This window comes from Psychromonas ingrahamii 37, assembly GCF_000015285.1.
GTDB classification, from domain to species: Bacteria; Pseudomonadota; Gammaproteobacteria; order Enterobacterales; family Psychromonadaceae; genus Psychromonas; species Psychromonas ingrahamii.
The window spans coordinates 3,030,435-3,057,293 of record NC_008709.1; the positions used below are offsets into that span (position 1 = coordinate 3,030,435).

At 36.7% G+C, this 26,859-nt stretch carries 20 protein-coding genes and 2 pseudogenes; 4 read left to right on the top strand and 18 right to left on the bottom strand.

What is annotated here, in order from left to right; genetic code table 11:
- Window positions 1-167: 167 nt before the first annotated feature.
- The 7 genes from PING_RS12785 to PING_RS20640 form a co-directional block, all read right to left on the bottom strand.
- The gene (locus PING_RS12785) at window positions 168-1,307 is read right to left on the bottom strand and encodes a helicase RepA family protein (protein ID WP_198134689.1); all 1,140 of its coding nucleotides are present in this window, start codon (window positions 1,305-1,307) and stop codon (window positions 168-170) included.
- A complete protein-coding gene (locus tag PING_RS12790; RefSeq protein ID WP_011770769.1) occupies window positions 1,264-2,175 on the bottom strand; it encodes a toprim domain-containing protein in 912 nt (303 codons plus the stop codon). Before PING_RS12790 ends, PING_RS12785 begins: the two co-directional genes overlap by 44 nt.
- A gap of 211 nt (window positions 2,176-2,386) precedes the next feature.
- Window positions 2,387-3,154, bottom strand: a complete 768-nt coding sequence (locus PING_RS19570; protein WP_011770770.1) for a Rha family transcriptional regulator — start codon at window positions 3,152-3,154, stop codon at window positions 2,387-2,389.
- Window positions 3,151-3,414: a helix-turn-helix transcriptional regulator gene (locus PING_RS12800; protein ID WP_011770771.1), complete on the bottom strand. Its 264-nt coding sequence runs from the start codon at window positions 3,412-3,414 to the stop codon at window positions 3,151-3,153. Before PING_RS12800 ends, PING_RS19570 begins: the two co-directional genes overlap by 4 nt.
- A gap of 441 nt (window positions 3,415-3,855) precedes the next feature.
- The gene (locus tag PING_RS12805) at window positions 3,856-4,554 is read right to left on the bottom strand and encodes a hypothetical protein (RefSeq protein WP_041766479.1); all 699 of its coding nucleotides are present in this window, start codon (window positions 4,552-4,554) and stop codon (window positions 3,856-3,858) included.
- 549 nt (window positions 4,555-5,103) lie between these two features.
- A complete protein-coding gene (locus PING_RS12810) occupies window positions 5,104-5,865 on the bottom strand; it encodes a hypothetical protein (RefSeq protein ID WP_011770773.1) in 762 nt (253 codons plus the stop codon).
- A 449-nt stretch (window positions 5,866-6,314) separates the two neighbouring features.
- A complete protein-coding gene (locus PING_RS20640) occupies window positions 6,315-6,473 on the bottom strand; it encodes a hypothetical protein (RefSeq protein ID WP_157035367.1) in 159 nt (52 codons plus the stop codon).
- Between the two features lie 671 nt (window positions 6,474-7,144).
- Here PING_RS20640 and PING_RS21435 point away from each other — a divergent pair.
- A pseudogene (locus PING_RS21435) lies at window positions 7,145-7,492 on the top strand (recombinase family protein); the annotation flags it as partial.
- Window positions 7,493-7,666: 174 nt separating this feature from the next.
- Here PING_RS21435 and PING_RS12820 read toward each other — a convergent pair.
- The 9 genes from PING_RS12820 to PING_RS12860 form a co-directional block, all read right to left on the bottom strand.
- Window positions 7,667-10,699, bottom strand: a complete 3,033-nt coding sequence (locus tag PING_RS12820) for a type III restriction-modification system endonuclease (RefSeq protein WP_011770774.1) — start codon at window positions 10,697-10,699, stop codon at window positions 7,667-7,669.
- Window positions 10,700-10,709: 10 nt separating this feature from the next.
- A complete protein-coding gene (locus tag PING_RS12825) occupies window positions 10,710-12,686 on the bottom strand; it encodes a site-specific DNA-methyltransferase (protein WP_011770775.1) in 1,977 nt (658 codons plus the stop codon).
- A gap of 59 nt (window positions 12,687-12,745) precedes the next feature.
- The gene (locus tag PING_RS21045) at window positions 12,746-13,855 is read right to left on the bottom strand and encodes a site-specific DNA-methyltransferase (protein ID WP_198134690.1); all 1,110 of its coding nucleotides are present in this window, start codon (window positions 13,853-13,855) and stop codon (window positions 12,746-12,748) included.
- The gene (locus PING_RS21050) at window positions 13,797-14,816 is read right to left on the bottom strand and encodes a site-specific DNA-methyltransferase (RefSeq protein ID WP_083761765.1); all 1,020 of its coding nucleotides are present in this window, start codon (window positions 14,814-14,816) and stop codon (window positions 13,797-13,799) included. Before PING_RS21050 ends, PING_RS21045 begins: the two co-directional genes overlap by 59 nt.
- A 111-nt stretch (window positions 14,817-14,927) precedes the next feature.
- Complete coding sequence (locus PING_RS12840) at window positions 14,928-15,731, bottom strand: DUF4391 domain-containing protein (RefSeq protein WP_041766481.1); 804 nt, start codon at window positions 15,729-15,731, stop codon at window positions 14,928-14,930.
- A gap of 7 nt (window positions 15,732-15,738) precedes the next feature.
- Window positions 15,739-19,002 carry a helicase-related protein gene (locus PING_RS12845; protein ID WP_011770777.1) on the bottom strand — a complete coding sequence of 1,088 codons (3,264 nt, stop codon included), beginning with the start codon at window positions 19,000-19,002 and terminating at the stop codon, window positions 15,739-15,741.
- Between the two features lie 27 nt (window positions 19,003-19,029).
- A complete protein-coding gene (locus PING_RS12850; RefSeq protein WP_041766482.1) occupies window positions 19,030-19,269 on the bottom strand; it encodes an HTH-like domain-containing protein in 240 nt (79 codons plus the stop codon).
- 458 nt (window positions 19,270-19,727) lie between these two features.
- The gene (gene groL / locus PING_RS12855; RefSeq protein ID WP_011770779.1) at window positions 19,728-21,362 is read right to left on the bottom strand and encodes a chaperonin GroEL; all 1,635 of its coding nucleotides are present in this window, start codon (window positions 21,360-21,362) and stop codon (window positions 19,728-19,730) included.
- Window positions 21,363-21,430: 68 nt separating this feature from the next.
- The gene (locus tag PING_RS12860; protein WP_011770780.1) at window positions 21,431-21,721 is read right to left on the bottom strand and encodes a co-chaperone GroES; all 291 of its coding nucleotides are present in this window, start codon (window positions 21,719-21,721) and stop codon (window positions 21,431-21,433) included.
- A gap of 1,425 nt (window positions 21,722-23,146) precedes the next feature.
- Here PING_RS12860 and PING_RS12865 point away from each other — a divergent pair.
- Window positions 23,147-24,373: an integrase arm-type DNA-binding domain-containing protein gene (locus PING_RS12865; RefSeq protein ID WP_011770782.1), complete on the top strand. Its 1,227-nt coding sequence runs from the start codon at window positions 23,147-23,149 to the stop codon at window positions 24,371-24,373.
- Between the two features lie 99 nt (window positions 24,374-24,472).
- Here PING_RS12865 and PING_RS19580 read toward each other — a convergent pair whose 3' ends face one another.
- Window positions 24,473-24,655, bottom strand: a complete 183-nt coding sequence (locus tag PING_RS19580) for a hypothetical protein (protein ID WP_049752983.1) — start codon at window positions 24,653-24,655, stop codon at window positions 24,473-24,475.
- Between the two features lie 84 nt (window positions 24,656-24,739).
- Window positions 24,740-24,976: pseudogene (locus PING_RS19585) on the bottom strand (integrase arm-type DNA-binding domain-containing protein); the annotation flags it as partial.
- A 574-nt stretch (window positions 24,977-25,550) separates the two neighbouring features.
- Here PING_RS19585 and PING_RS12875 point away from each other — a divergent pair.
- Together PING_RS12875 and PING_RS12880 are read left to right on the top strand one after the other, a co-directional pair.
- The gene (locus PING_RS12875) at window positions 25,551-25,784 is read left to right on the top strand and encodes a hypothetical protein (protein WP_232279364.1); all 234 of its coding nucleotides are present in this window, start codon (window positions 25,551-25,553) and stop codon (window positions 25,782-25,784) included.
- A 123-nt stretch (window positions 25,785-25,907) separates the two neighbouring features.
- Complete coding sequence (locus PING_RS12880; RefSeq protein WP_011770784.1) at window positions 25,908-26,669, top strand: DnaJ domain-containing protein; 762 nt, start codon at window positions 25,908-25,910, stop codon at window positions 26,667-26,669.
- Window positions 26,670-26,859: the final 190 nt, after the last annotated feature.

Genomic DNA, 26,859 nt, shown 5'->3' on the forward strand with positions numbered 1-26,859 from the left:
TATTCCTCACTTGCCTTATGAGAGGTAGAGGCTCAGAACTGGAAACCTTTATACTGCAAGGCTTCCAGATGATTTAAATAAAAAACCTCAATTTACCGCGTAGGCAATAAAAGTGAGGAGGTTTAAAAAATTCCTCACCCTACCTCAGCAACTCCTCACTTTAAGAATTAATTATGCGTTAAAGAAATGCAGGATAACTGACCATCATTGTCTTCTAGCACTCCCTTATTAATCAATGTATCCAACGTTCGAGCAAAGTTATTCATACTTCCTCCCATTGCCTTAACATCAACTCGAATAACATTTTTATCTGTTAATTCACCTTTATCTGCTCTAGATCGAATCGCTTGCCATATTAAAATTTGTTCTTTAGATAAGTTTTTAACGCCCATATCTTTCATTTCTTCAATCGCTTCATTTTCGACTTCAATCCCATCCGGGATCAACACCAATGAATTAATCATACGGCCCTGTTTACTCACGAATAAATTTTTCTTAATCAGCCTATAGCCTAACCTTTTTATCGGCTCATCATCTTTCATTTTCTCACAGCTTAATATAAGGCTTTCACCGCCATCCGACGGACGTTTTACCTTGTATTCGAAATCACAGGCTCCTCTTAAAGCAGAGCTGCCTCTAGCCGCTTTGCTTTCACTCTTACCACTATGGTGCACAACTAAAACACTAACACCAAAATTAGCTTTAATAGTGTCGCAACCAGCAATAAAATCCCCCATGTCCTTTGTACTATTTTCATCCGCACCATTAAAACATCGAGCCAGTGTGTCCAGAATGACTAAGCCTATTTTACTGTTAGTCTTTTCTTCTATCTCTTTAATTGTTTCCCCCAGTGCCATATTTTGTGGCCAATTAGCAACATGAATAGGCTCTTTAATATAAAAAAATGTTTCAGGTGCCTCACCATCTATAAAATGGTCACACCATGCTTTTATTCTTCTGGGCACTCCGACCCCACCTTCCGCGACAATATAAAGTACACCCGTTTTAGTTACCTCATGACCGCTCCAAGATAATCCTGTCGCAATATGTAGCCCCCAACTTAAGGCTAAAAAAGACTTAAAAGCGCCACTGGGACCATATATCACACCAAATGATTCAAGCGGTATTAACCCATCAATATGATAACCAACTTCAGAATCGTAACCCTCTGAACCTTGATACCATTTAAATGGCTGAATATTCGTATTTGCCGAATTTGGTTTATGCTCTGACAAAGCAACAATATTCACTTGGTCCGTAATGTTATTCATTGATGACCACCTCATCACAATATTTAAAGTAATCATTCCAATCTGTATAGCCCATCTTTTTTTGATCATTGCTAAATGGTGGAAATGAGATCGCAGCATCAAGGCTAACAGCAACTTCTGTTGCTTTTATTTTTCCGGTATTAATGCCCCTTTTCTGCTCAGTTAGCCAATCATCATCTCCTGCGATAACCAGTTGTACATTTGGGTATCGCTTTTTCAAGATAATTGCTACAGGCATGAGGTTACCGGAAGTTAGCGCTGCAACTGTCGGTGATTTTGTATGTTGCTGAATGCTTATTGCTGTCACCATTCCTTCACATAGGTATAACTTCCCTTCACCGCACCATTCAAGCAAACCAATGGACCAGCACAAACCTTTTACGCGACCTTCTTTCATAAAACGCTTGGAGCCATGTTGATCAATCGTTTGTAAGTTGCAAATTTTTGGTTTTTTTTCTGATAGATCGATTAATGGAACCAGCAGTAAATTGCCTTCAGTTTTCAAAAAAGGCATCGTTTTTACTGATTTATGCTCAAGATAAGCGTGATTTTTCACTGGCTCAGCTTTGTTATAACGTTGCTTGGCTTGTTGAGCTGCTTTCTGCTGTTGTTGCTTTTTTTGATAATTTTTAGCCGCAATTTGATCTTTGATTATTGCTCTATCTGCTAATGTCACTTGGTAACCACTTGGTTTAAAAATCACCCGTTCACCACTTGACCAATCACCAAAAACACAGATTGGGCTATTCAGAAAAGCAACATACCAGCCGTTCTTTTTACATGGTTTACTCTTTGTCGGTACCCTATGAATTTCCCCATCAGTAATGATTTCCAAAAGTAACAAACCAAAGGATATAGCCGCATCAAGCAGTTCTCCGTTTATCTTCAGGCTATTAATGCTCATAACAGCCACCCTTTATTAACCTTTTGATTTTCAATGCATTTATAGCCGATAAGTTTGTTAATATATTCACCTATCAAGCCATAGGGTTTAATATAATGAAATTTCATCATAAATAAGTTAACCTTATGTTGTTGGTTGCAATGTACTTACCAGGGCAATTGCAACCAATGCTTAAATTATGCGCTCGGTATACCTGAGCGCTCTTTATTTATTATTCCACTTCTTGAAACAAATCATGCGTAAACTTTCCATCCCAATCCTTTTTCATTGGTAATTTATTGTTTAAATATTGTCCATAAAGCCACTTGGCACCTTTCTCGGTAAGAACCACTTTATGACTAAATTCACCATCTGAACACGGTATAATTTCCTCTTTAAATCGCCCATTCTGACCACTCCTTTTGACTTTATATCCCCTTTTAAATTGATAGAATAAGTTTTTATCCATAAGCCAACCTGATACCCGATTAAGGTTAACTCCATTTAATTGCCGACAAAATCCAGGAGCTGTAAGCCCGGCAGAAAACTGTTTTTCCAGCATGTTGTTATCGATTTTCAATTGCTTTATTTCACACTTTAATTTGTTATTTACACCATTTAATTTTAAAGACGCTTCGACACTAGTTGCCCAAGCCCTTGCGGCAACGACTGGGTTATTAAAATCAGGTAATACTATTGGTTGCACTTGTTCCAGTTCCAGCCATCGTTTAATTATCAGATGCCGCATCTGAATGCTATAACCTGAAACAAGGGTTAGTGTTAACTCCTTAGAAAGGCAATAACATTTACCTTCCTTGTTTTGTTGATTGAAATAGGTGGGCTCAGATTTGAGCCCACCTATTTGAAGCGCTGTAAACATATTCCTAATATCACGCATAACATTCTTATGCTTTTTACCGGTTAGATATGCAATTTCCACCGAGCTCATGGTTAATTCATCTTCATTTACAATCGTTGGATTTTTGAGGATAGGCATCATAGTGTGCCCCCTGTTTTTTTAAAGTCTGCCTGACGCTCTTCAATTAAATTTTTCACTAACAATTTAATTTCTTCATTTGAGCATCCTGCAATACGCGCAGAAAGAACCGCATCTAATTCATGCTGTAAATATCCCACTGCACGATCACCTAAATGGATTCCTGGAGGCATTAAGCCTTTGTTAATTTGATTAAATAAAGTGGAGTTACTAAAAGCGAATTGCTCTAGTACTGAAGGTTTTTTAACTACTGGTCGAATCATATTAAGCTCCTATAAGTGTTCCAAGACCTTAATGTATCCCATTGATATTTAGATAAAAACCAAGTAACTAGTTAAAGTTATTTTTGTCAGTAACTAGTTAAAGTTATTGATAAAATTATTGGAATATTGTAGGCGGTATTCATGGGGAAAAAGAGGATTCACAAATGCCATTCTGTTTGGATTTATAGGAAACTTTCGAAGGGTAAAATTGGAGTCTCAACCATGCTGATCCGCAATAAAAATACACTTCCATATATAAAATAAATTTTGCCGATTAGTCTGATTTGTTTTTTAAATAATAATATTGAGAGGTTTTACTGCATTGCTTTGATAAATGAAGCAGGAAGGATCGTCTTTTTGTATATAAAGAAAGAAAATTGGTTTGTTATAGCAGGACACTATTTCATTTTGTTACGAAGAAACCTGCTAAATCGAACTTTTTTATGATAATGAGGCAGCGACGTCTTTTTTAAAGATGTATTTATATTCAGAATTTTTATATTTTTCTAACCAATTTTTCACGCTACTGTGTGATGGTGGTGTACTGTTTGTGATGGTGCCATTTTTGAGGTTTTTGCTATCAATTTTTTTGGCAATTAAATCTGGTAATTGTCCTTTCTTAATATCATCTTTTGCGGAAGCACGATAAAAATCTAACACTTCCTTGATTTCTCCTTCATGCTCTTCATACTTGGATTTTTCACCCCCATTTATCTTGCTTTGCTTAACCTTAAATAGATTTTTTTTATCCACAGAGCGCATATCAATCAGACTTTTGGCAAAATCTTCCACCCCTCCATTACGTTTCACTACCTTTCTATTATATTTCACCAACTCTTCAATCTCCTCATGCAATTGATCAACGCTAGGATAATAAAGGCCGGCACCTGCTAAACCAGATGGTCTAAAATACTTACGTGCTGTCAAATCCTTATTAGCTGCTATTTTTTTTATATTATTAAGTTCGTTATACATCATATCAAGATGCGATAAGTACATCCTTTTTTTTTCTGTAGGTCCGCTTTTTTCTTCCGTGTCATCAACAACTGCAAAGAATAAATTCCTTAAGGCACTTTCAACAGCTTCGATTTCTGATTTGTAATTTAGACCCAACTTATTGTTTTGAATTTTTTTTTCCATTTTGACTGCCTTGAAATCTATTGTCCTAAACATATTTATAAAGTTTCATCATTGCATCTTTAAGCACTGAACATTGCCACTGTTAAACCGAAGAAACCTGAGTGATATTTGCTTACCTTGATACAAGTTATATTTAATAACATATTGGCGCTGGCTTTATTAGAATCATTTACGTGGAATTTAATATTACTATGTTGCTCCTACTTCGCCCAGTAAGGGTTTTTACAGTTCATATGTATAATTAATTCCAACTCATTTAGCAACAAAAGTCCCCAATGAATGTGACTCAGACCATCACTTTGAAATGAATGAATTAATGTTCAATCCTAGGTACTGTTTTATCAGTTTGAGCGTGACGTAATGAAACAACGTCAAGCGGAAGGAATTATCATTGATAAAATAAAAGATGTGTATATAAAGAACGAACTTCATTAATGAGATTAAAAAACTCCTGTTATCAAAGTACGGAATTACCTTACGATTGTGTAACCGTCTTTTAAGCAGAGATTATTTAAAGCATAAGGCACATAGCCGTTTGTAAGTTGTTATTTAATCTGTCACCTCTTCAAATTTCATGATGTAGCAATATATTTCATCAAATATCGGTTTTCGATCAGCTACTTCCCTATTTAATTTGTCAATTTGCAGTTCGAACTTGTTTGTTAATATAATGGTTTTTTCTGTATCAACTTTCATTTTTTCCTGCTTAAGCAGTGACATCTCTAATGATTCGATACGCGCTATTTGGTTGTCCTCATGAATATGAAATTTGTCATGCATAATCTGTAAATTGGTCTTTTGCGCGGCTGTAATATCATCTTTTAGGTCTGCATCGATTTGCTTAACAATAACCATCGTGTGCAATAGTAGTATACGCACTAAATTAAGCTCATCACGTAATGATGCTGTTGAAGCAGATAAGTATCGTCGGACATCTTCATCAGTGCAGAGGAATGTACTGTAATGGCCAAACTTACGTGCATTTTGATTACCAAGTGATGCGACTCGTTTCTGTGACCGCAGTTTTTTCAAGAGGGCAGTGTTTGCGGAAGTATCACTTTTATTTTCGTTAACCGATTGAATTTTATGCTTATAACTTTTTGGAACTGTTTTTTTGAGAGCGCATTTGTCATTTTGTGCTGCGCGCAGTTTGCGCACTCTGTACTGCGTGTTTTTTTCATTTACTTTGATATGTCGTCGTGCGCTAGCATAATTAATATTTGTCTGTTGACACCAAGCTTTGACAGATATTTCGTTGCGAGCATGTTCATTTATAAAACGCTGAGTTAATGCTTCCCAATCATTCAACATGATATCCTCACCAATAACTTTTCAAAAAATACAGATATAAAACGCCGTAAACGACATTTTAATTCATCTGTCGTTGCCAAACCCTATAAGTCCGCTTTTTGTTGTAAAAAACATCTGTTTGATCGCTTTATATTGTTTTGTAGGACAAATCCTGCAACTGGCTTGCAGAGCAGTGTTGTCAAGGGCTGGAGGTTATTGAGTGATTTTTTCAATCTTTGGATTGTCGTTAGATGATAAAATTTCAATTTCAGGGTTAATTTGAGATCTCGCCACCCAACTAATTCTTTGTAAGGTGGTTAGTTTAATAGTGCCTATCGGGTGTGTTTTCAGCACACATTCAAACATAAAACTAAGCTGTAGGCTTATACTGTTACCATCAAGTAATCTTGGATACAACAACTTAATCATTACGTATATGTAAATTAGAAGATGAAACAGCGAATTATATTTTATACGGGGATAATTGCATTGTTAATAAACAGACCTTTGGCAGAAAATAACTTTTCATTCTCATCATAAAGTAATTCCTTAAATTCAATGTATCTATCGAACTGATCAGTAACATCATCAATGGATATCTCAATCAGCGATCTAACGCATAAACTCATTTTTTTATTTTGTTGCATTTCGCTCTCGTGGTCCAACTTATAATAACCCGATCAAAAGCAGGTAGGTATTCAGCCTATTTTCGGGGTTGCCCTGGACATGCGAGTTCATCTTAACCTACTATTTTTAACAATTAAAGACTGTTGCTAATGTCCATTTCCCCTGTTGCAGATTGTTTGGGCAGTCCACCAGCACCCTAAGTTGTAAATATTCAACCAGGTTATCTGTTTTGGTAATTGTGTCTTATCTTGGTGGGACTAAAGGTCAACTACGATTTGAAGCGAATATGGAATAGGTCGACAAAACAAGGTGGTGGTGAGTGAATCGTCACTAATTTATCTACGACAAAATAATAACCACCAGATATCAACAAACATCCGTTAAATGACACCATTAACGACGTACTGAAATAAGTATCATTAAATAGTGTCAGGCATTATTGATACCAGTAGTAAAAAACAGATGGAATAGATTTATGAGAACTTGTGCATATTGCCGCGTTTCCCGATAACAGAGCAAACAACTGAAAATAAAATTTTAGCAATTAGCAACGCCGGATATAGTGTCGAAGCGCAAAGCGTGATCACCGAAACCTGTTCCGGCTCAATCCCTACAGAAAAACGTACAGAGTTTAAAAATCTAGTGATAACAAACTTGAGAATCAGGGGATACATTAATTGTTCTAAAACTTGACCGCCGCGGGCATGGTAATATTAATACACAGCAAACAATTCAATACTTAACCGATAAAGGAATAAAGGTTCTTTGCTTGAATTTACCGGTTGCGGATCTATCAAGCCCAGAAGAAAAGTTAATGCATCAGATGTTCTCTGCAATTACCGATTTTGAATGTAATCGAATCAGAGAGCGAACTAATGAAAGTCTTGCTCGGGCAATATCTGAAGGTAAAAAAATAGTCCGCTCGGTCGTGACTAACACCATTAAAACGGTACAGGATGCGAAAGCAAGGGGGTTGTCGACAACGACAGTTAAACAGTATTGGAATAAAACAACCACTTAATTTTTTGGTTATGCCTTACCAATAAAAGAAGACGAATGATGTACCTTTCAATCAATAGATTGCAAAATAACAGCTGGATACTTTAATTAGCACCCTGCCGTTAGTTTGTTATATCAGTCATTGTTCAGCTGATAAAAAATCATTTAAAATTAGTTTTAATGTGTAAACGCTACCCTACATAACCAAGCGTTTCAAATCATCATAATTCACACATACATCGTACTTAACGTGATCAGAAGATATTTGTTCATTCACTTTTTCAAAAAAACGTTTCGCACATTCTATCTTGGCTAATTCGGCACCTTTTAATTGAAGCGATTGCAATGAGCCTTTGGTTTCAGCAACAAAATAAATGTGTTTTACCGTTCCTTCTTGAAACGCTATTGCCCAGTCCGGGTTGTAGTTCCCAACTGGTGTAGGAATAAAAAAACCACTTGGCAGTTTGGCATAAACAGTAACTTCTTTGCTTGTATCCAACTCTTCAACAAATTTACGTTCAGTCTTTGAATCAGTCACGACATAATCATAAATGTGATTATTTAAAGGTTTTCCCGCCGCAGAAAAATCTTGTTTTTTACTTGCCGTAAAAATATTACTCTTGAACTTATCAGCAATAGTGTCATAGGTTAAATGCTCGATAACCATTGTTGCTTTTTGCTCGTTAATTAAATTAATACCTTTTGCGATAAAATCTTCTGGATTATTCTTGAACTGTGCAAATATATGATGACTAATACCACTTAAAATTTTGGCAACAGTGTTTCGTTTTAGCTTGGTTAATTCCGCCACTTTGCCTAACAAGTCATATTTAACACGTGAATCAATAGAGGCATCGTAGTTTTCAATTTCATGATCAATAACGCTAAACCCTTGGCCTGCTTTTATTTGTTCATAGCTTACAGCATCACTCTGCTCACCACGCACCACATCAAAATGTAACTTTTCCACACGTAATTTATCGTCTAATGACTTAATTGATTTAACTACTAACTCTTCAGAATCGAATTCGACTTGATATATGGCTTTATGGTTAATTCGTGACCAAAGCTCCTTAAATTCTTTTTTATAAAAATTTCCATTAAGCTCATTGCATTTTGCTTTACGCTCATCGGCTATATCAGGTAATTGAGCATCTGAGTATACCGAATCAATGAGTTGAATAATTTGAGGTGCATAAGGCTGCAATGACTCTGGTAATGTCGCTAATTGGTCATCTCGTTTTGCATTATGATATTCGTCAGTAATATGATCTTTATCGTCGGTATAATCATTTTTCAGTAAATAACGATATATTTGTTTGGCTAGTGCTGCAGTTATTTCTACGTCACCTTCTTCTGTAACCAAAATTTTTCCGGTAAAATATTCCTCATTTGCAACTTTAGGTCGAGCAGATAATGAATCACTGATGTCTCTCTGTAATGCACTAACAAAGTCTTTATAACTTTCACTGGCAACAACAGTTAATCGGTTGATATCATGAACAATTGATGGGTCATCTATACGATCACCAAATTGATTAACAGCTAAACGTAAACCTCGGCCTACTTCTTGCCGACGTGATACAGTATTATCACTATGTTTCAGTGTACAAATTACAAATACGTTAGGATTATCCCAACCTTCCCGAAGTGCTGAATGTGAGAAGATAAAACGCGTAGGCTCTTCAAAGCTTAATAAGCGCTCTTTATCTTTAAGAATTAAATCATAAGCATCAACATCATCTGTTTCCGTTGAGCGAGCCGCTGTTTTTGGATCAACCATGTGCTTAGATTTTTTATCTATCGAAAAATAACCATTATGCGTTCTATCGGCAGTAATACCTTTTAAATATCGCTGATATGGCGAGTCTTCAAGTTGGGTGTACTCATTTAGGCAACGGTTGTACTCTTCTTCAAATACATGGGCATATTCTCCTTTATCATCGTCTGCTGCATAATTTCGATATTTAGCAACTTTATCTATAAAGAATAAAGAGAGTACTTTTATGCCTTGATCAAACAATTGCAGCTCTTTTTCAAAATGTGCTTTAACCGTTTCACGTATTTGAATTCGGCGCAGAGCAGATTCATTAACGTCGCCGCTAGCTTCTCCCACATAAAGTTCATGGCCGTTTAAAAAGCTGATTGTGTCTTTAACGGCATTAATATCAGATACTACAAAACCTTGATATTGATCTAACCCATCCGACAAGTCATAAAGGTTATCACCCTTGCCTAATTTACGTACTATCCGCTTGATAGAGCCTGATTTTAATTTCTGTTCAAACTCAACGCGAGCAACTGGTGGCTTGCTTGTCGATATCTCTATATTTTCTAGATAAAGGTAAGCATTAGTTCCCGCTAAACCTTTAGTGGTTATTCCACGCACACCTATTTTTTTAACGAGTTTTTGATTGAAAGCATCGAGGGCATCTAATCGATAAACTTTATTGTGTTCAGTTTTGTGTGTAGCAGAATAACGTAAAATAAATAACGGATTAAATTCAGCAAATGAATCGAGTGTTTTTGCCCCTTCCATTTTCTGTGGTTCATCCAAAATCATAATCGGGCGGTTAGCTTTTATTACATCAATAGGACGCCGCGTTTGAAAGTCATCTAATTCTTCATAAATACGACGTGCATCTTTACCGCGGGCATTAAACGCCTGAACGTTAATCACCATCACGTTAATGCCACCATCAGATGAAAAGTTTTCGATTTGATGTAAATCTTTAGAATTATAAATAAAGAAACGTGCTCGTTTACTATAATCTTCCAAAAAGTGTTCAGCGGTAATTTCTAATGTCTTATGCACACCTTCACGAATAGCAATACTTGGCACCACTATAATAAACTTGCTCCAACCATAATGTTTATTGAGTTCAAATATCGACTTAACATAACAATAGGTTTTGCCTGTACCTGTTTCCATCTCAATATCTAAGTTGATAAGGCAAGCTTTGGTATTAACCAATTTTAGGGATTGAGGAAGGTTTTGATGACGCTGCGCTTTTTGAATGTTTTCTAATATTCTAACGTTAGCTTGAATATCAGTATTACGGAATCCTGCATCATCTTGTCCTAAACTTCCTGTTCGCCCTTTAGCAAGTTGCCCAGGGTCTATTCGGTATCGACTAGCAGTATCATTAATTAATTGCCCTTTAAAACAATCTACTATCGCTTGAACAGAGTCGGCTTGATAACCCTGATGTTTAAATTTTAACTTCATGGTTATTTCCTTAAATCGACTTCATATCGGTAAGTGGTGAAAGTTGTTTTAATACTTGTTCAACATTAATTTTGGCGCTATCAGAGGCAAAACCGCCATCACGGAAAACTAAACGCATTGGTTCAAATTCAGCGAGTTGTTTAACAAAGGATTCAGATACTTTTCCGCTGTTATCAAAACAAGCAACAAGTGCGTTGTTATCAACAAAAAACACGGTTTTACCATCAATGGTTTCTTTACGAATAGGCAAGGTTAAATCGACGCCCCAATCAAGTATCACTTGAAATAATAAATCTTCTTCCGTACGGTTTTCTTTTACATTTTCAACTTGATCAAATAACCCGGCTTGAGAAACAGCGCCAGGATTGTAATGAACGTCAGCCATATTGGAACTATCAACTTTTAGAACACGAAAACCCACATCTAGCTTTTCTATACCATCTTTTGCAGCATTATCAGATAGTATTTTTTGGCCAGCCCTCCGTATACGTTCTTTAGTAATATCTGAAATTGCTTCATATCCCGCTTTATATTCTGAAGAATTTTTATTCGTTTCCTCTCTTAACTGAACGCAAACAAATTTATTGTTGCAATTGTTATCTTTAGCATATTCAATTGAGGCATGCGCAGTAGTCCCGGAACCAGCAAAAAAATCAAGAATAACATCGTTATCATTTAGAGAAACCAAAGTCATTAAATATCTAATGAGACTTGTAGGTTTAGGGAAATCAAATGGTATCCCAATATTTTTTAATTCGGCTGAACTATGACGACTCTGAAATTTTTCAGTTATATTTCCCGGTAATTGACCATCTCGCATACGATCTTTTAGCCAAATCCGATAATATACATTCCACTTTGCTTGCTTCCCTTCATTATCAATAAGTGATGTTCTATCTGATGCGATGAATTCAACATTACCGGCGGCTCTTTCTCTAGCAAAACGTTCATATGTCCACCTCCATACACCGTCACCATCTTGAGGTGTTACCTTATTTCCATCTTTAGGTGAGTTTGGCATCAATTCACCTGGTGGTATAACATAAGATCCATCTGGACATTCGATGTAATATCGCTGGTTAGCGCGTTTATCTAACATTGCTTGATACAACCCCATCGAACGATATTTTTCGCCCTTCCTCAGCCCTTCTGTACACGTTTTTGTATAAACTTTATCTATTACATTTTGACTTATTTCTTCTCGAAATTGATTTAGATGTTCAATTTTTTTCGCATATACAAGAATATAATCAACACAAGGAGAGAAATGAACACCTTTCTGTCCCCCGGTTTTCATTACTCTTGAAATTATTGTAATAAAGTTATTCTCACCTAGAACTTCATTCAATATTTGACAGGATGCTGCGACTTCTTCCTGTCCAATAGACATAAAAATAACACCATCTTCCGTAAGTAAGTTTCTGGCTAACCTCAGTCGCGAGTATATCATTGAAGTCCAATCAGAATGATAACGCCCGTTGGAATCTGTATTAGCAACTAAGCGATTACCTATTTCATCTTGTTGATTAGATTTCTTCGCATAGGAATCTGCATTTTCTGCGAAATCATCTTTATAGATAAAATCATTCCCAGTATTGTATGGAGGATCGATGTATATCATCTTCACTTTACCAAGGTACGTTTCTTGTAAAAGCTTTAAAGCATCTAGGTTATCACCTTCAATAAAAAGGTTTTCTGTAGTATCAAAATTGACACTTTCTTCGCGACACGGTCGTAATGTTTTAGCAATTGGAGCATTGGCTGTTAACAGCGCTTCGCGCTTACCTGGCCAGTTAAGTTGATAGCGTTCTTGTGGGCCATCAACAATGTGGCGAGAAAGTTCTTGCTTAAGCAAATCAAAATCGATGGACTTTTTAAGCTGTCCAAGTTCATCTTTAGCTTCAGTAATACAATTTGGAAATAACTCGGCCATTTTTTCTAAATTTTGGTCAACCAAGTTAGGGCTGTGCATTTTTAATTTATCCATTTTTATCTCTCATTTTCTAGACATAGATTAAAAGCCACGTCTGAATTTTGTGATTGGCTTTAAATCGACTTAATATCGGTAAGTGGTGAAAGCTGTTTAAGAACCTGCTCTACATTAATTTTTGCACTATCTGAGGCAAAACCGCCATCACGAAAAACTAATCGCATCGGTTCAAATTCAGCAAGTTTTTTAACAAAGGTTTCAGATACTTTTCCGCTGTTATCAAAACAAGCAACAAGTGCATTGTCATCAACAAAAAAAACGGTTTTACCATCAATGGTCTCTTTACGAATAGGCAAGGTTAAATCAACGCCCCAATCAAGCATCACTTGAAATAATAAATCTTCTTCCGTACGACCTTCTTTTACATTTTCAACTTGATCAAATAACCCCGCTTGTGAAACAGCATCAGGATTGTAATGGACATCAGCCATGTTTGAACTGTCGACTTTAAGAACACGAAAACCAATATCGAGCTTATCAATGCCTTCTTTATCGGAATTATCGGCAACAACTTTTTGACCTGCTCTACGAATTCTTTCTTTTGTTATCTCCGATATTTTTAGGGGACGATCTAGCTTATTCAATAAATCAATTGCATTTTTACTGGTGGAGTCTTTACTATTAATTATTTCAGGTAATTGAACTAAAATATATTTTACGGCTTTATTTTCATTTGCTGAAAATAACATTGATGAATGAGCGGTTGTTCCTGAACCAGCAAAAAAATCCATGATAATATCGCTATCTTTGACGCCGATATAGGAGATCCACTTAGTTAAAACTTCATGATCTTTCGGATTATTAAATATTTTTTTCCCAAATATATTAACTAGCTCATTTGATGCTTGTAACCCACTTCGGTAAAAATAGCTCCCGGCCACTTGAATTGGTAAATCTTCCCCATTATCATCAACGTCAGGATCGAATTCATCACGCTCATCTACTTTTACTTCTATAAGGTATGTTTTCCTAATAGGTGGCTGAGAATGATCTTCTCGGAATACGACTTTTCCTATTTCAATCATTTCAAGCATTTTTTCTGGAGTTCCATAACGCCAACCGCCGTCAGGTACCGCACAAGGAAGCTTGGTAACTGGATGAATAACTTCATAGCGAGGCCCCCCCCCCACCAGGCCAAGACATATTATCGTCTCGCCACAGACCATACTTATCAACCTTATTGTATCTACTATGTTTTCGTGATGGATGGTTTCTAGGTAAATAAGCGTAAAAATTCCTTATACCTTGCTGGATACTCACTGTATCCCCTTCATGTGTTGATACAAGTCTTAAATATTCATCATTAATTTCTTTGGCTCCAGGTTTCGGTTCTCTCCACTTTATATCTTTATCTTTTAGATAATTCTTATTCTTAGCAATTATCAGCAAGTACTCATGACCAACAGATACTAACCGTGCATCATTTTTTCGGCCTTTTTCCCAAACAATCGTTGCAACAAAATTATTTTCACCAAAACACTCATTACAAATTTTTTTAAGATTAACAACCTCATCTTCATCAATTGAAATTAACATCACACCATCTTCACTTAAATAGTCCTTTGCTAGCTTTATTCTTGAATACATCAGACTTAACCAATCAGAATGAAAGCGTCCATTTGATTCAGTGTTTGCAACTAAACGATTCCCTCGATCATCCCTTTGATTAGATCTCTTAACATAAGAATCAACATTCTCTGCAAAATCATCCTCATAAATAAAATCGTTGCCTGTATTGTAAGGAGGATCAATATAAATAACTTTTACTTTACCAAGATAGGTCTCTTGCAAGAGCTTTAGCGCATCTAGGTTATCGCCTTCGATAAACAGGTTTTCAGTGCTATCAAAATTGACACTTTCTTCGCGACACGGTCGTAATGTTTTAGCAATTGGAGCATTGGCTGTTAACAGCGCTTCGCGCTTACCTGGCCAGTTAAGTTGATAGCGTTCTTGTGGGCCATCAACAATGTGGCGAGAAAGTTCTTGCTTAAGCAAATCAAAATCGATGGACTTTTTAAGCTGTCCAAGTTCATCTTTAGCTTCAGTAATACAGTTCGGAAATAACTCGACCATTTTGTCTATGTTCTGGTCAACCAAGTTAGGGCTGTGCATCTTTAATTTATCCATGATTTAATTCTCATTGCTTAACCTTCTTACAAGGCTCTGTTATTCATTGATTTATAGTTGAGCGATAAATATAGTGGTTACTCGCACAAGGCTTTTGTTGGTTCAGGGCTGTTATCCACTCAATGCTTTTATTTGTTTTTTTATTTGGTTGAGCATCTTATTTAACTGAACTTTACGGTTAAATTGCTTTTCTTTAGAGATTGCCGACTGAATTTTAGCTGAGTTATTATTGAGTTTTTTTAATGTAGCAATACGGTCTAACTGTTCTTCTAAGGTTTCATCATTTAGTGCGGGTTGTTCTAATAAACTGCGTAAAAGCTCTTTATGCAAACCAGTCATATCAATTACAACCGGTAGCTTTTGGCTCTCACTCATATAAGGCAGATTCAACTCAAGATTAAATTGGATATCAATTTTAGGACTTATAAAATAATCACGTACCACCATTTGCTCATCAGAGCGCTTATTTACTCGCTTATCAGCCATAGCGCACTGCATTTTCATACGATGAGTATTGGTGTAAAACAGTCGAAAATAAATAGACGTTAGAATGGTTTTGTCTAAGGTACTAAGCACCAGCTCGTTAATAGCTTCACACTCTGGTTTTAAAATAATATCGAACACCTGAACTTCAGATATATTATCACTTGTAGAAATATTTAGCGTGTCAGCTGATAATTTATAACGCCAGATAATTTGATCAACTTGCTGTATAAATATTCGCTTAATATCTGGCGTAGGATTAGCTTGTTTATAAATAGTTTCTTTGGGGATTTTTTGCCCTGATTTTTCCGAAAAAATATTTTTTACATCACTTTTTTCAACAAATTGACCATGTGATTTACTATTGCTTGGTAATGTAATTGTATTACCAAGAGCTGCGGCATGTGGAAACACAAACGGTATATAAGCCATTACGCTATTAACCATTCACTACAATGAAGTTGATTAGCTCAAAATCATCTAATCCAGATATTTCATTAGTTAATGCCGATGTCATTTTACCGCCAAATAAGCTATCAATATCACTACTCTCTTTTACTTTAATCATTGAGCTAATCGATTGTTCTAGTAAATTAGAGTAAAAATTCATTTCTTTGCCATCTTTAGTCACACTATTAAAAGCGTCATATGCAGATTTAATCGGTTCGGACTTGCCTTTACAGGCAGCTCGTACTCTATCAAGTAAGGGCTTAACTTGCATATGATTAATAACCACTTCACCACTGGTAGCAATATAAATTAAATAATAAGGATGTAATCTGTTTTGCTGGTCGATATTAAGACTATGGTTGCGGTTACGCAGGGCAAATATAACGCCTGGTACTAAGCCGACACTTGGATCTGAATTGACTACTGTATGCAAACCATTCGGCGTAGACTTAATCTCTCCGTTTGTTTTGATGTAATTAACCAAATCCATTCTGAATTCGTTTAACCCTAAATCAGTGATTGACACACCTGTTTTAACATCTTCTAAATCAATAACTTCTTCCTGTAACCGTTGTAATTGCTCTTTTCTGTAAGCAACGTCATTGGCTTCGGCTTTTAATACATTGTCGTCACCCGTGGCCGTAATATCAGAAATAACCATACGATTTTCGACACGCTCTTTTAGGTTTATGTATTCGTCTAAACTTATATCCGGCCAGTAGTTAATCAGTTGTATCTCTGTATTTTTAGAACCGATACGATCAACTCGACCAAAACGTTGAATAATACGAACTGGATTCCAATGAATGTCGTAATTCATTACACAATCACAATCTTGTAAATTTTGACCTTCAGATATACAGTCAGTACCAATGAGAATATCAATTTCAGCAGTTTCACTAGGTAATACTTGAGCTTTTTCTTTCGCTATCGGAGAAAACAGAGTTAATACACTTTGAAAGTCGTAATTTTTATTTATGGTTGTTTTTATAGGGCTACTACCTGTAACTTTACCCGTATGGACTTGATACTGGTTATAAAATTCAGGCGCAATATTATCGTATAGGTAATTAGCCGTATCCGCAAAAGCAGTAAATATTAGTACTTTACTATTACCAATATTAATGGGATGAGCCCATTTCTGTTTGATTTGTTCTTTGATATGCTGAAGCTTGGCATCATGTTCAGGGGTTACTTTCATCATCTCATCAAATAATTTAATGATAGTTTCTAGGTCTTCAACAAGATTATGCTGCCAAGACTCAATGTCCATGTCCGCCAGATCAATTTTAACTTTCCCCCCTGTTGAAAAGGATTTATCAAAATCATCAAAGTCATCTTCTGTATCTAAGCCATTAAACTCGTCAGCTATATCATCAAATCCTTGATCGATACCGCTGCGTTTGAATGAATCTATATTGTTAAGCGCCGTTTCGAGAGTGTTTTTTAATCCTGTTAGGGTTAGTCGAAATGCATGAACTGAACTTTCTAAACGTTTAAGTAGGTTGATGGTCATTAAACGCTGTAGTGCTTTTTCACGGTCGGCTTGCCTTAGCGTACCTTTCCCACCTACTTGGGTGTCATACATATCTTCATACTTAGCAATACGGCTCGGTAAGATATAACTTATTGGCGCATAGACAGCCATTTTCAAACTTGATAACCGCTCAAATATTTGATTAAAACCTATCACATCGGTTCTAGTTGTTAATGGGGGATGAAATGATAGTGGCTTCCTGCGTTCTGGAAAAGGGCCTATCTCTGAAATGTCATAAAATGTTTGAATGTGTTTACGTGATCTGGCAATGGTGACGCTATCTAGCAATTTAATAAAATCAAAATCTAAGGAATCAAGTAACGCATTCGCAGTTCTTTGCTCTGACTCTAAATCAACCCATTCATTAAATGATTTTTGAGCTCGTTTGAATATTTCTTCAATACTACGCTGAGTACCTACTTGTTGGCGTATTTTTTCAGATTCACCTTCATAAGCTAAAGCTAATTGGTTTCGCAAATCTGAAAAACGATTATTAACAGGCGTTGCTGATAACATCAGTACTTTAGTTTTAACACCTGTGCGCATCACTTTATTCATTAAAGCTTGATAGCGAGTTTCTTTATCTTTGTAGACTTGATTATTACGAAAATTATGTGACTCATCAATAACTACTAAGTCATAATTTCCCCAGTTAATGCGATTCATGGGGATACCAAAAGATTCACCACGTGTACGTTGAATGTCTGTATGGCAGAGTACATCGAAATTAAAGCGATCTTTGATGAATGGATTGGTAGTTAGGTTTCTATTGAAGTTTAACCAGTTATCTGCAAGTTTTTTTGGACATAAAACTAATACGGATTTATTTCTGAGCTCGTAATATTTCACCACGGCAAGTGCAGTAAAGGTTTTACCCAAACCAACACTGTCAGCCAAAATACAACCGCTGAATGTTTCAAGTTTATTTATGATACCTGTTGCGGCATCTTTCTGAAAATTAAATAGTTTATTCCATATAAGGCTATCTTGGTAACCTGTTTTATCATTAGGAAGTACATCTTCATTTATATCTTTCAAAAATTCATTAAATATATTGTACAGCAACTGAAAGTAGATACGTTCAGGGGCATTCTCTTGATAAACCGAGGATATATGATTTATAAGTCTATCGGTTACATCTTCAACCTTTTCATTATCGGTCCAGATTTGGTCGAACAAATTTAGGTAAATAGAAGTAATAGGCTGTTCATCAATGCGATTAACTATATTAGAAACTGCATCGCCCTTTTGATAGCCAATATCAACGGCAGTAAATCCTTGTAAAGGCATATAGACAGATTCATTTATATTTTTTTTAACACCGGCAAATTGCTGCATTGATGCGCTGGTCGCATTTGATCGAAAGTTTGCTTTACGACGGATCCAATCAGCACATTCTTTAGCTATCGCTTTTTGCGTTAACTTATTTTTTAGTTGAATTTCGAATTCTGACCCATAAAAACCTCGTTCTCTTTGTTCACGTGGTATATGAAATTCACGCTTTTCTTTACGTAAATTATCAGTAACTTCAATTTCAACGAATGTAGGTGATGTAAATATGAATTCTAACGAATCTACCTGCTCTAGCTGCTCTTTAAGAGCTTCAAATGCGTATATTGAAAAGCATGAGGCTGCGATTTTTAACTTTGATCCAGAAGTAATGGTTTGTTTCAAATCATCACCGAGTAGGCTATTTATATTATCTATTATTTCCATTAAAACTCACCAGTCATTACTCGTCATTTAAATTTTTGTCACATCTAAACCTGCATTTTTCAATCGCAGCGTGAGGTTACGCATTTTGCTGAACTCTGTACCAAAGCTTTTTCTAAGCCCTACTCCCTCACAAAACTCTTTTGATGTTATGTGTTTTAGATTATCTGCATATTTGATCATTTGCAGATGTAGTTCAGCTGTGTATTGATTACGAGCGGCAGCATCTAAAGCATTTCTGATGTTGTTGAAAATTTCAGAGTCGGTCATTACAGTCACTCCAGTTAGATAATTTAGCTAGATTAGCTAAATGCAACTATTTGTACAACCACAGAGGTCAAAATTATGACAGAAGTACAAGCAGTAAAAGACTTAGATAAGGTTAAATTGATTAGCCACCTTTTAGAGCGTCGCTACAATAAGCAGATGGCTCATGTAGTAATGTTGGATTAAACTGATTCAAGCTACCGAATTGAGGGCATTCAAAACATCCAGCAAGCTATCTAAACTCCCTTCAAAATAAGTAACTTCACGATGATTGTTTTTCCTGGAAAAGAAATATCGGAGTAACTACTGATACCCCATTTTATACTTTACAATTAATGCAGCTTTATGAAATATCATGAAGTGAATTGCACTAACCTAAAACAAAAAAAGCCCGTAAAGCATAGCTTTACGGGCTTAGTGAAACGTGATGAGTTCCTATGAAATAATCAAAGGATGATTTTTTACATCATTCCGCCCATTCCACCCATGCCGCCCATATCAGGCGCTGCTGCTGAAGCCGCAACAGGGCGATCGGTGATCATACATTCAGTCGTGATCATAAGAGCAGCTACCGATGCAGCAAACTGCAGTGCGCTACGGGCTACTTTAGTCGGGTCAATGATACCCATCTCTAACATATCACCGTATTCACCTGTAGTTGCATTGTAACCGTAGTTTCCTTCACCCTGGCGTACATTGTTTGCTACAACAGAAGCTTCTTCACCGCAGTTTTCTACGATTTGACGCAATGGTGCTTCCATGGCGCGCAGTGCAACACGAATACCCACATTCTGATCTTCGTTCTCACCCGTTAAGCCTTTTAATATAGCAGCGACACGTACCAGGGCAACACCACCACCGGCAACAACACCTTCTTCAACCGCGGCACGTGTTGCATGCAATGCATCATCTACGCGATCTTTTTTCTCTTTCATTTCAACTTCAGTGGATGCGCCAACTTTAATAACCGCAACGCCACCGGCTAATTTAGCTGAACGTTCCTGCAGTTTTTCTTTATCGTAGTCAGACGTGGAAGCTTCAATTTGTTGTTTAATTTGGCTTACCCGTGCATTGATAACGGACTCGTCACCAATACCATCAATAATAGTGGTTTCATCTTTGTTGATCACAATACGTTTAGCCTGACCTAAATCTTCAAGTTGGACTTTTTCCATATCTAAACCAATCTCTTCAGAGATAACCGTACCGCCCGTTAATGTGGCAATATCTTGTAACATTGCTTTACGGCGATCACCAAAACCAGGTGCTTTAACGGCGCAGACTTTAACGATACCACGCATATTGTTGACTACTAATGTTGCTAATGCTTCACCTTCTACATCTTCTGCAATAATCAGTAATGGCTTAGAGGCTTTTGCAACGGCTTCTAATGTAGGTAATAATTCACGAATATTGCCTATTTTTTTATCAACTAATAAGATATACGGGTTTTCAAGTTCAACCGTGCCAGATTCATGATTTGTCATAAAGTAAGGAGACAGGTAACCACGATCAAACTGCATACCTTCAACCACGTCTAATTCAGTTTCTAGACCCTGACCTTCTTCTACCGTGATAACACCCTGGTTACCGACTTTTTGCATCGCTCGCGCAATGATTTCACCAATTTCATGATCCGAGTTGGCAGAGATAGTGCCTACCTGTGTGATGGCTTTTGAATCTGAACAAGGTGTAGATAATTTTTTTAACTCGGCAACAGCCGCTTTTACAGTTTGATCAATACCGCGTTTTAAATCCATCGGATTCATACCAGCAGCAACGGCTTTTAAACCATCAGCAATAATAGCCTGCGCCAATACGGTTGCCGTTGTTGTTCCGTCACCGGCAGCATCATTAGTTTGTGACGCAACATCTTTTACCATCTGTGCGCCCATGTTTTCAAACTTATCTTCCAGTTCAATTTCTTTAGCAACCGTGACACCGTCTTTAGTAATTTGTGGCGCACCGTAACTTTTATCGATGACAACATTACGACCCTTTGGTCCTAAAGTAATTTTAACTGCATCGGCTAAGATATTAACGCCGTTTAACATTTTGCTACGAGAATCATTTCCGAATTTAATTTCTTTAGACATTATTATATTCCTTTAAATCTTTAATATTGAGAGTCTTGCTTTTCGATCTTTAAAAAAGCAGATAGGCGTTATTCAACGACGGCAAGAATATCGTTTTCACTTAAAATAAGGACTTCTTCGCCTTCAATTTTTTCTGTTTTTAAGCCGTAACCTTCAATAAAAATAACAATATCACCCACTTTTACATCAAGGGGTTTCACTTCACCGTTATCTAGAATACGACCTTTACCGACAGCAAGGACTTCACCACGTGTCGATTTTTCAGCTGCGCTACCTGTTAAGACAATACCACCAGCTGATTTAGTTTCTTTTTCTGTACGCTTTAAAATAACTCGGTCATGTAATGGACGAATAGTCATGTTTTTTCCTCAAGGGTAATAGATACTTGTACGTAGCTCATAGATGGTGCTTAAAAATTAGTTTTCAAGTGAAAATAATAAAAAAATAAAAAAATAATTTTATGCAAAACTGCCTTAAAATGGCAAGCAAAGCACTTGAAAATGAAGGAGCCTGAAAATTAAAGGGCCCTTTATCTAAATCGGGAAGGAATACAATTATAAAGCTGAAAAGGTTTGCTAGACAGCCGCCTCGGCATTACAACAGCTCAGATGGTTGAAACTTTTGGTTTTGATAATTCGTTAATCATGCAATTGATTTCACTGACAATAATCAGTATATTTTTATCATTTCCTGATACCTATAAGCGGCAACCTTGCCTTCAATAACCCTTAATCGGCCCAAACCAACAATAAAGATACGACCGTTAAAAACGCCCGAACAGACTTAGCAATTTGCCGTGGTTGGTACTTTTAAACGTTCGCAGTGTCTGGTGCGTTCGGGGAAGCATTGGTTGAGTTGGGTATCAGAACACTTTATCTAAAAGATTTCACCTTTTACGGCTGCACAGCTCTTAAAGCCTGAAGTATTCCAAAACCTCCTTAACTGCATCGAACAACGTAAAATAAACCCAATCGTTGTGCACTCCTTGCCACTGAAAGAGATAAATACGGTTCAAGACGTTTATAAAAAAACACGCAGGTAAAGTAGCTCTAAAAACACCCCGATAATAACAATGCGTTAACGAAAAAATAGTAAATATATGAATGGCTTTGTATTGAATATTCAGTTCAAGGCCATTTCTTAGTCAAACTCATGGTATTCCTATTGAAAATTAAACCGATATTTATACTTTAAATGAAATAAATTAAATATCTGGTACGACTTCCCCCACCTTGGAAAATATGAACTAGGAAATGAATAATATGACTTGATAATACACCTGCAAAAAAACTGGGAGATAAAGCAGGGGAGCAAGGAAATTGACATCAGAAAATGATATACCCAACTCGCTAAAAGTAGTTAATCTATAATTCCACCAGCAAATTAGTTGCTTTTCAGTATTGGTCATATTTTAGTTTATTTGCTATATTCAGCCTGTATCAACCTTGCGGTTCAAAATAACTGTTCCCTATTAACCCATGACTATAATCAGTCACTTTTAACCAAAGTAATACCAGAAGTAATCTTTTTACATTTTTATTTTAATAAAAACATTAATTTCAACAGGTTAATATAGACAATCGAGTCCAGTAGCGGCACCAAATTCCTGTTCTATACCGTCCCAGAACGTCTCCACAAGTCCACAAACCTCAGACAAATGCTCTAAAATCAACAGTCTTTCATATGTAGCAGTCCTATGACGTCTCTAGCTTTCTTGCAGAATCTACGGTTTAATGTAACACTCAATGTAACACGAATGATTTGTGGTAATCTGGAGTGTTACAATGGCAAAGATAATTAAGCCTCTTTCACCTACTGACGTTTCAACAGCAGAAACTAAAGAAAGTGAATATAACCTTAGCGATGGGAATGGCCTTTTCTTACGTGTTAAACCGGTTGGTAGTAAATTTTGGATCTTCAATTACCAACGTCCAATTACAAAAAAACGTGCCAATCTAACTTTAGGCAGGTATCCAGATTTACCTCTAGCTAAAGCTCGAACAAAAGCAATTGAAGCAAGGGAACTACTAGCTGAAGGTATCGATCCAAAAGAACACCGTGATTCAACCTTAAAAGCTAAACAAGCAGAGCTCAGTAATACCCTGCAAGTTGTCTTTGAAGATTGGTTTACCGTTAAAAAAACCAGCATTAAAGAATTAACCGCTAAAAAACTCAAACAACGCTTAGATAAATACCTGTTAACTTATCTTGGCAAATTTCCTATTAGTGAAATCACCGCCCCACAGACGATCAAAATCCTGCAGCCAGTTGCGAACCAGGGCAAGCTTGAAACCGTTGCCAGACTTTGCCGCAACCTTAATGAAATAATGGTGTTTGCAGTTAACACTGGCATCATTGAACACAATAAACTTGCCGGTATTGGCAAAGCGTTTGCAAACGCTCAAGTCACTAACCAAGCTTCACTGAAGCCAGAAGAGCTACCAGAGCTATTAACTGCCCTTAACTACGCTGATATAAAGCTTATCACTCGCTGTTTGATTGAATGGCAATTACATACAATGACCCGCCCTTCTGAAACAGCTGGGGCTCGCTGGGATGAAATTGATAGAGAAAATAAACTTTGGCACATCCCAGCAGAGCGAATGAAAAAAGGCAGACCGCATACAGTCCTCCTAACAACACAAACACTCGCGCTGTTAGAGACAATTGATGCAATTACAGGTGACAGTGAATATATTTTCCCTGCTGACAAAACCAATAAAAAACACATTAATAAAGAAACAGCAAACAAAGCATTACAAAGAATGGGCTTTAAAGGTCGCCAGACGTCACACGGATTACGTGCCCTGGCAAGTACCACCCTGAATGAGCAAAACGTCTTCGATGCAGACGTGATTGAGGCCGCCCTTTCACACGTTGATAAAGTGAGAAGTGCTTACAACCGCACTGACTACCTTGAGCGCCGCCGCGTACTAATGGGCTGCTGGAGTGATCATATTGAAGCAGCATCGAAAGGATCTAACTCAATCACAGGATTAAAGGGAATGTGAGTTATTGGTTAGCTATAAAAAAAATAATGACCATTAGCAATACAATCTTGTATTACAAAGTTAAGTCAACTTTGATTTTATCAAGTGGATTATGATCAATTAACCCTCTTTTGTTGCGTGTTCCATTATTTGATAAAAATATAAGTGATTTTGCATTAATACTTGCGCATCGCCATTATTCTTAATTGGCTGTAACACTTCCATTACCAACTTAGCATTAATATCTTTAACTGAATAAGTTGCCACAAACGGCAAAATAAAATTTTCTAAAGAATTAGTCATTGTTTTAAACCAATTGGCTTTAGTTCGGAAGATTTAACTTTGAGCCAGTCATTAACTACATTATCAAAAAGATATTGATTAACTTCAGAATTTTCTTTTTTTCGCATCTAGGTGCTGCTTAGGATCTATTTTTTGGACAAGTAAGGCACACGCATCCATTCTCATTTTTCTTGCATGCTCTAGAGAAATATCAGGGTAGCTTCCAAAACTTAAATTTGTTCTCTTCTTTGTAAATGGAGGTAAATAGCTGAAATGCCAGAATGTTGAACCACTAAACTTAACCTTTAAATAAAGCCCATTTCCATATCCCAAACTATATTCTTTATCTTTAGGAGTTGCCCTTTAATCTCTTACTCAGTTAGCGGAGTTGTTGTTTTCATTTTTTCACCTTTAATTAATCTTATTTTGTACATATTTCAGATCAAGAACTAAATAAATAATATCATTAATTATTCGATAAGAAGCCCTCTTTATAAATTCAATAAATAAGAAAATAGAATTATTTATAGTGCTGGGAACTCAACTTCCCAATATGTGTATATCTGAAGCTGTATAAGTAGTTAATAATCTTTTTCATTGTAAATTAATACAAAAACTACGCTTCTAATAGTAAATAATTAGGCGTACACAGCTAAGTTGCAAACGCCCCCATAGCCTTAGAGCAGATGCTAATTATTAAAAAACTGCAAAATGAAAGACTTGACCCGAATGGCACTGCATTAAGGGATAACGCCTATGTTTTCGGGGCTTTCAATAAGAGACTTTATTTTACATACTTTGTAAATAGATGAATAAACATGCACTTAATGAGTTATGTTGAATTGTCTCAGAATTTAAAATTACACTGAACACCCATTATCTATACATTTCAGGCTTAATGCAGTGCCATTCAGATTTGCCCCTCAGCCCTGTGTTTGTTTTTCAGGAGGGAAAAAATCCAAAGGTTGGAAGTATCTTCTCACAGCTAGCGACATTGAGTGGCGGCGCATATTGCCAGTTTGATCAAGGCAGTGCCAGACAGTTAGGTCAGTTGTTAGCAGCGGTTGCAGTGTATGCAGCGGGCGGTAAACCTGCCCTGGAAAGTAATTTATTGAGTAAGGATGCGAGCGTGCGCCGTTTATTGCAGTAGCTAAAATAATCATGATTAGATAGCCGCCAATAATCCAACTGTTCCCACGGAAATAACAACACTGTAAATTAAAGAATAATTGGCTTTGCGGCTTAACTGATACCTCAAATAAGAGAAAACTCTATGTTAGTATTTATCGCTTTAATAGCGGTTATCATCATCGGCTATATCACAGTCGGATATATTCGAACTCTGAAACGGGAACAAAGAAAGAAAGTCGGTGCGAAAGCCGGCGTGCTCGCGTTTATCGCGACGCTAATCTTGCTAACAGTCACTGGAAAGCTTTATATTTTGGCAGCACTGGGAACAGGTTTAGTTGTATTTGCTAAGCGCTTGTTACCCTTTCTACGTTACTTTCCGTTTTTTAAAGGCCTTTACCAGAAGGCTAAAACTAAACAGAGTTCGGGTTCATCCAAGCATTCTACTGTTGAAACCAGTTTACTAAAAATGACCTTCGATCATGAAAGTGGTGAAGTAGATGGTGAATTATTGGACACTGTTAGCAAGGGTAAATATCTGTCTGAATTTGATCTGCCAGATTTAATCTCTCTCTATATCCTAGCTGGTAAGGAATATCCAGATGCTATTGAGATTTTGGCTGCCTATCTTGATCGCAAGTATGGTGCTGACTGGCGCGAAGCTGCCAATGCAGGAAATGGCTATCAAGAGAGCGGGCAAAAATCTCGTGGAAGCGATAGCAGTAAGATGACTGTAATTGAAGCTTATGCAGTACTGGGCCTTGATAATAACGCAACGGAGGAAGATATTATCAAGGCCCACCGCAAACTGATGCTGAAACTCCACCCAGATAAGGGAGGAAGCAATTATCTGGCAGCAAAAATAAACCAGGCGAAAGATTTACTAGTGAGCAGCAAGGAGAAGTAAGCGCAAGCCGCTCATACTTTTACATTTCTGCTGTCTAGCTCTTATTTAGACGCGGTGCTTCGGTAATCAGAGGGTATTTAAGAAGTCATTGTTGACTTCTGCATCGACATGAAAAAATAAAAACTACCTCTATCATCATTGATAAAAATTAAAGGCAGTGTTGCAACTGTTGAAATAAATTGTTGCGGGC

Coding starts and splice junctions, on each gene's coding strand:
- PING_RS12785 (WP_198134689.1), bottom strand. CDS start 1,307: ATGATTACTTTAAATATTGTGATGAGGTGGTCATCAATGAATAACATT.
- PING_RS12790 (WP_011770769.1), bottom strand. CDS start 2,175: ATGAGCATTAATAGCCTGAAGATAAACGGAGAACTGCTTGATGCGGCT.
- PING_RS19570 (WP_011770770.1), bottom strand. CDS start 3,154: ATGATGCCTATCCTCAAAAATCCAACGATTGTAAATGAAGATGAATTA.
- PING_RS12800 (WP_011770771.1), bottom strand. CDS start 3,414: ATGATTCGACCAGTAGTTAAAAAACCTTCAGTACTAGAGCAATTCGCT.
- PING_RS12805 (WP_041766479.1), bottom strand. CDS start 4,554: ATGGAAAAAAAAATTCAAAACAATAAGTTGGGTCTAAATTACAAATCA.
- PING_RS12810 (WP_011770773.1), bottom strand. CDS start 5,865: ATGTTGAATGATTGGGAAGCATTAACTCAGCGTTTTATAAATGAACAT.
- PING_RS20640 (WP_157035367.1), bottom strand. CDS start 6,473: ATGAGTTTATGCGTTAGATCGCTGATTGAGATATCCATTGATGATGTT.
- PING_RS12820 (WP_011770774.1), bottom strand. CDS start 10,699: ATGAAGTTAAAATTTAAACATCAGGGTTATCAAGCCGACTCTGTTCAA.
- PING_RS12825 (WP_011770775.1), bottom strand. CDS start 12,686: ATGGATAAATTAAAAATGCACAGCCCTAACTTGGTTGACCAAAATTTA.
- PING_RS21045 (WP_198134690.1), bottom strand. CDS start 13,855: ATGGTCTGTGGCGAGACGATAATATGTCTTGGCCTGGTGGGGGGGGGG.
- PING_RS21050 (WP_083761765.1), bottom strand. CDS start 14,816: ATGGATAAATTAAAGATGCACAGCCCTAACTTGGTTGACCAGAACATA.
- PING_RS12840 (WP_041766481.1), bottom strand. CDS start 15,731: ATGGCTTATATACCGTTTGTGTTTCCACATGCCGCAGCTCTTGGTAAT.
- PING_RS12845 (WP_011770777.1), bottom strand. CDS start 19,002: ATGGAAATAATAGATAATATAAATAGCCTACTCGGTGATGATTTGAAA.
- PING_RS12850 (WP_041766482.1), bottom strand. CDS start 19,269: ATGACCGACTCTGAAATTTTCAACAACATCAGAAATGCTTTAGATGCT.
- groL (WP_011770779.1), bottom strand. CDS start 21,362: ATGTCTAAAGAAATTAAATTCGGAAATGATTCTCGTAGCAAAATGTTA.
- PING_RS12860 (WP_011770780.1), bottom strand. CDS start 21,721: ATGACTATTCGTCCATTACATGACCGAGTTATTTTAAAGCGTACAGAA.
- PING_RS12865 (WP_011770782.1), top strand. CDS start 23,147: ATGGCAAAGATAATTAAGCCTCTTTCACCTACTGACGTTTCAACAGCA.
- PING_RS19580 (WP_049752983.1), bottom strand. CDS start 24,655: ATGACTAATTCTTTAGAAAATTTTATTTTGCCGTTTGTGGCAACTTAT.
- PING_RS12880 (WP_011770784.1), top strand. CDS start 25,908: ATGTTAGTATTTATCGCTTTAATAGCGGTTATCATCATCGGCTATATC.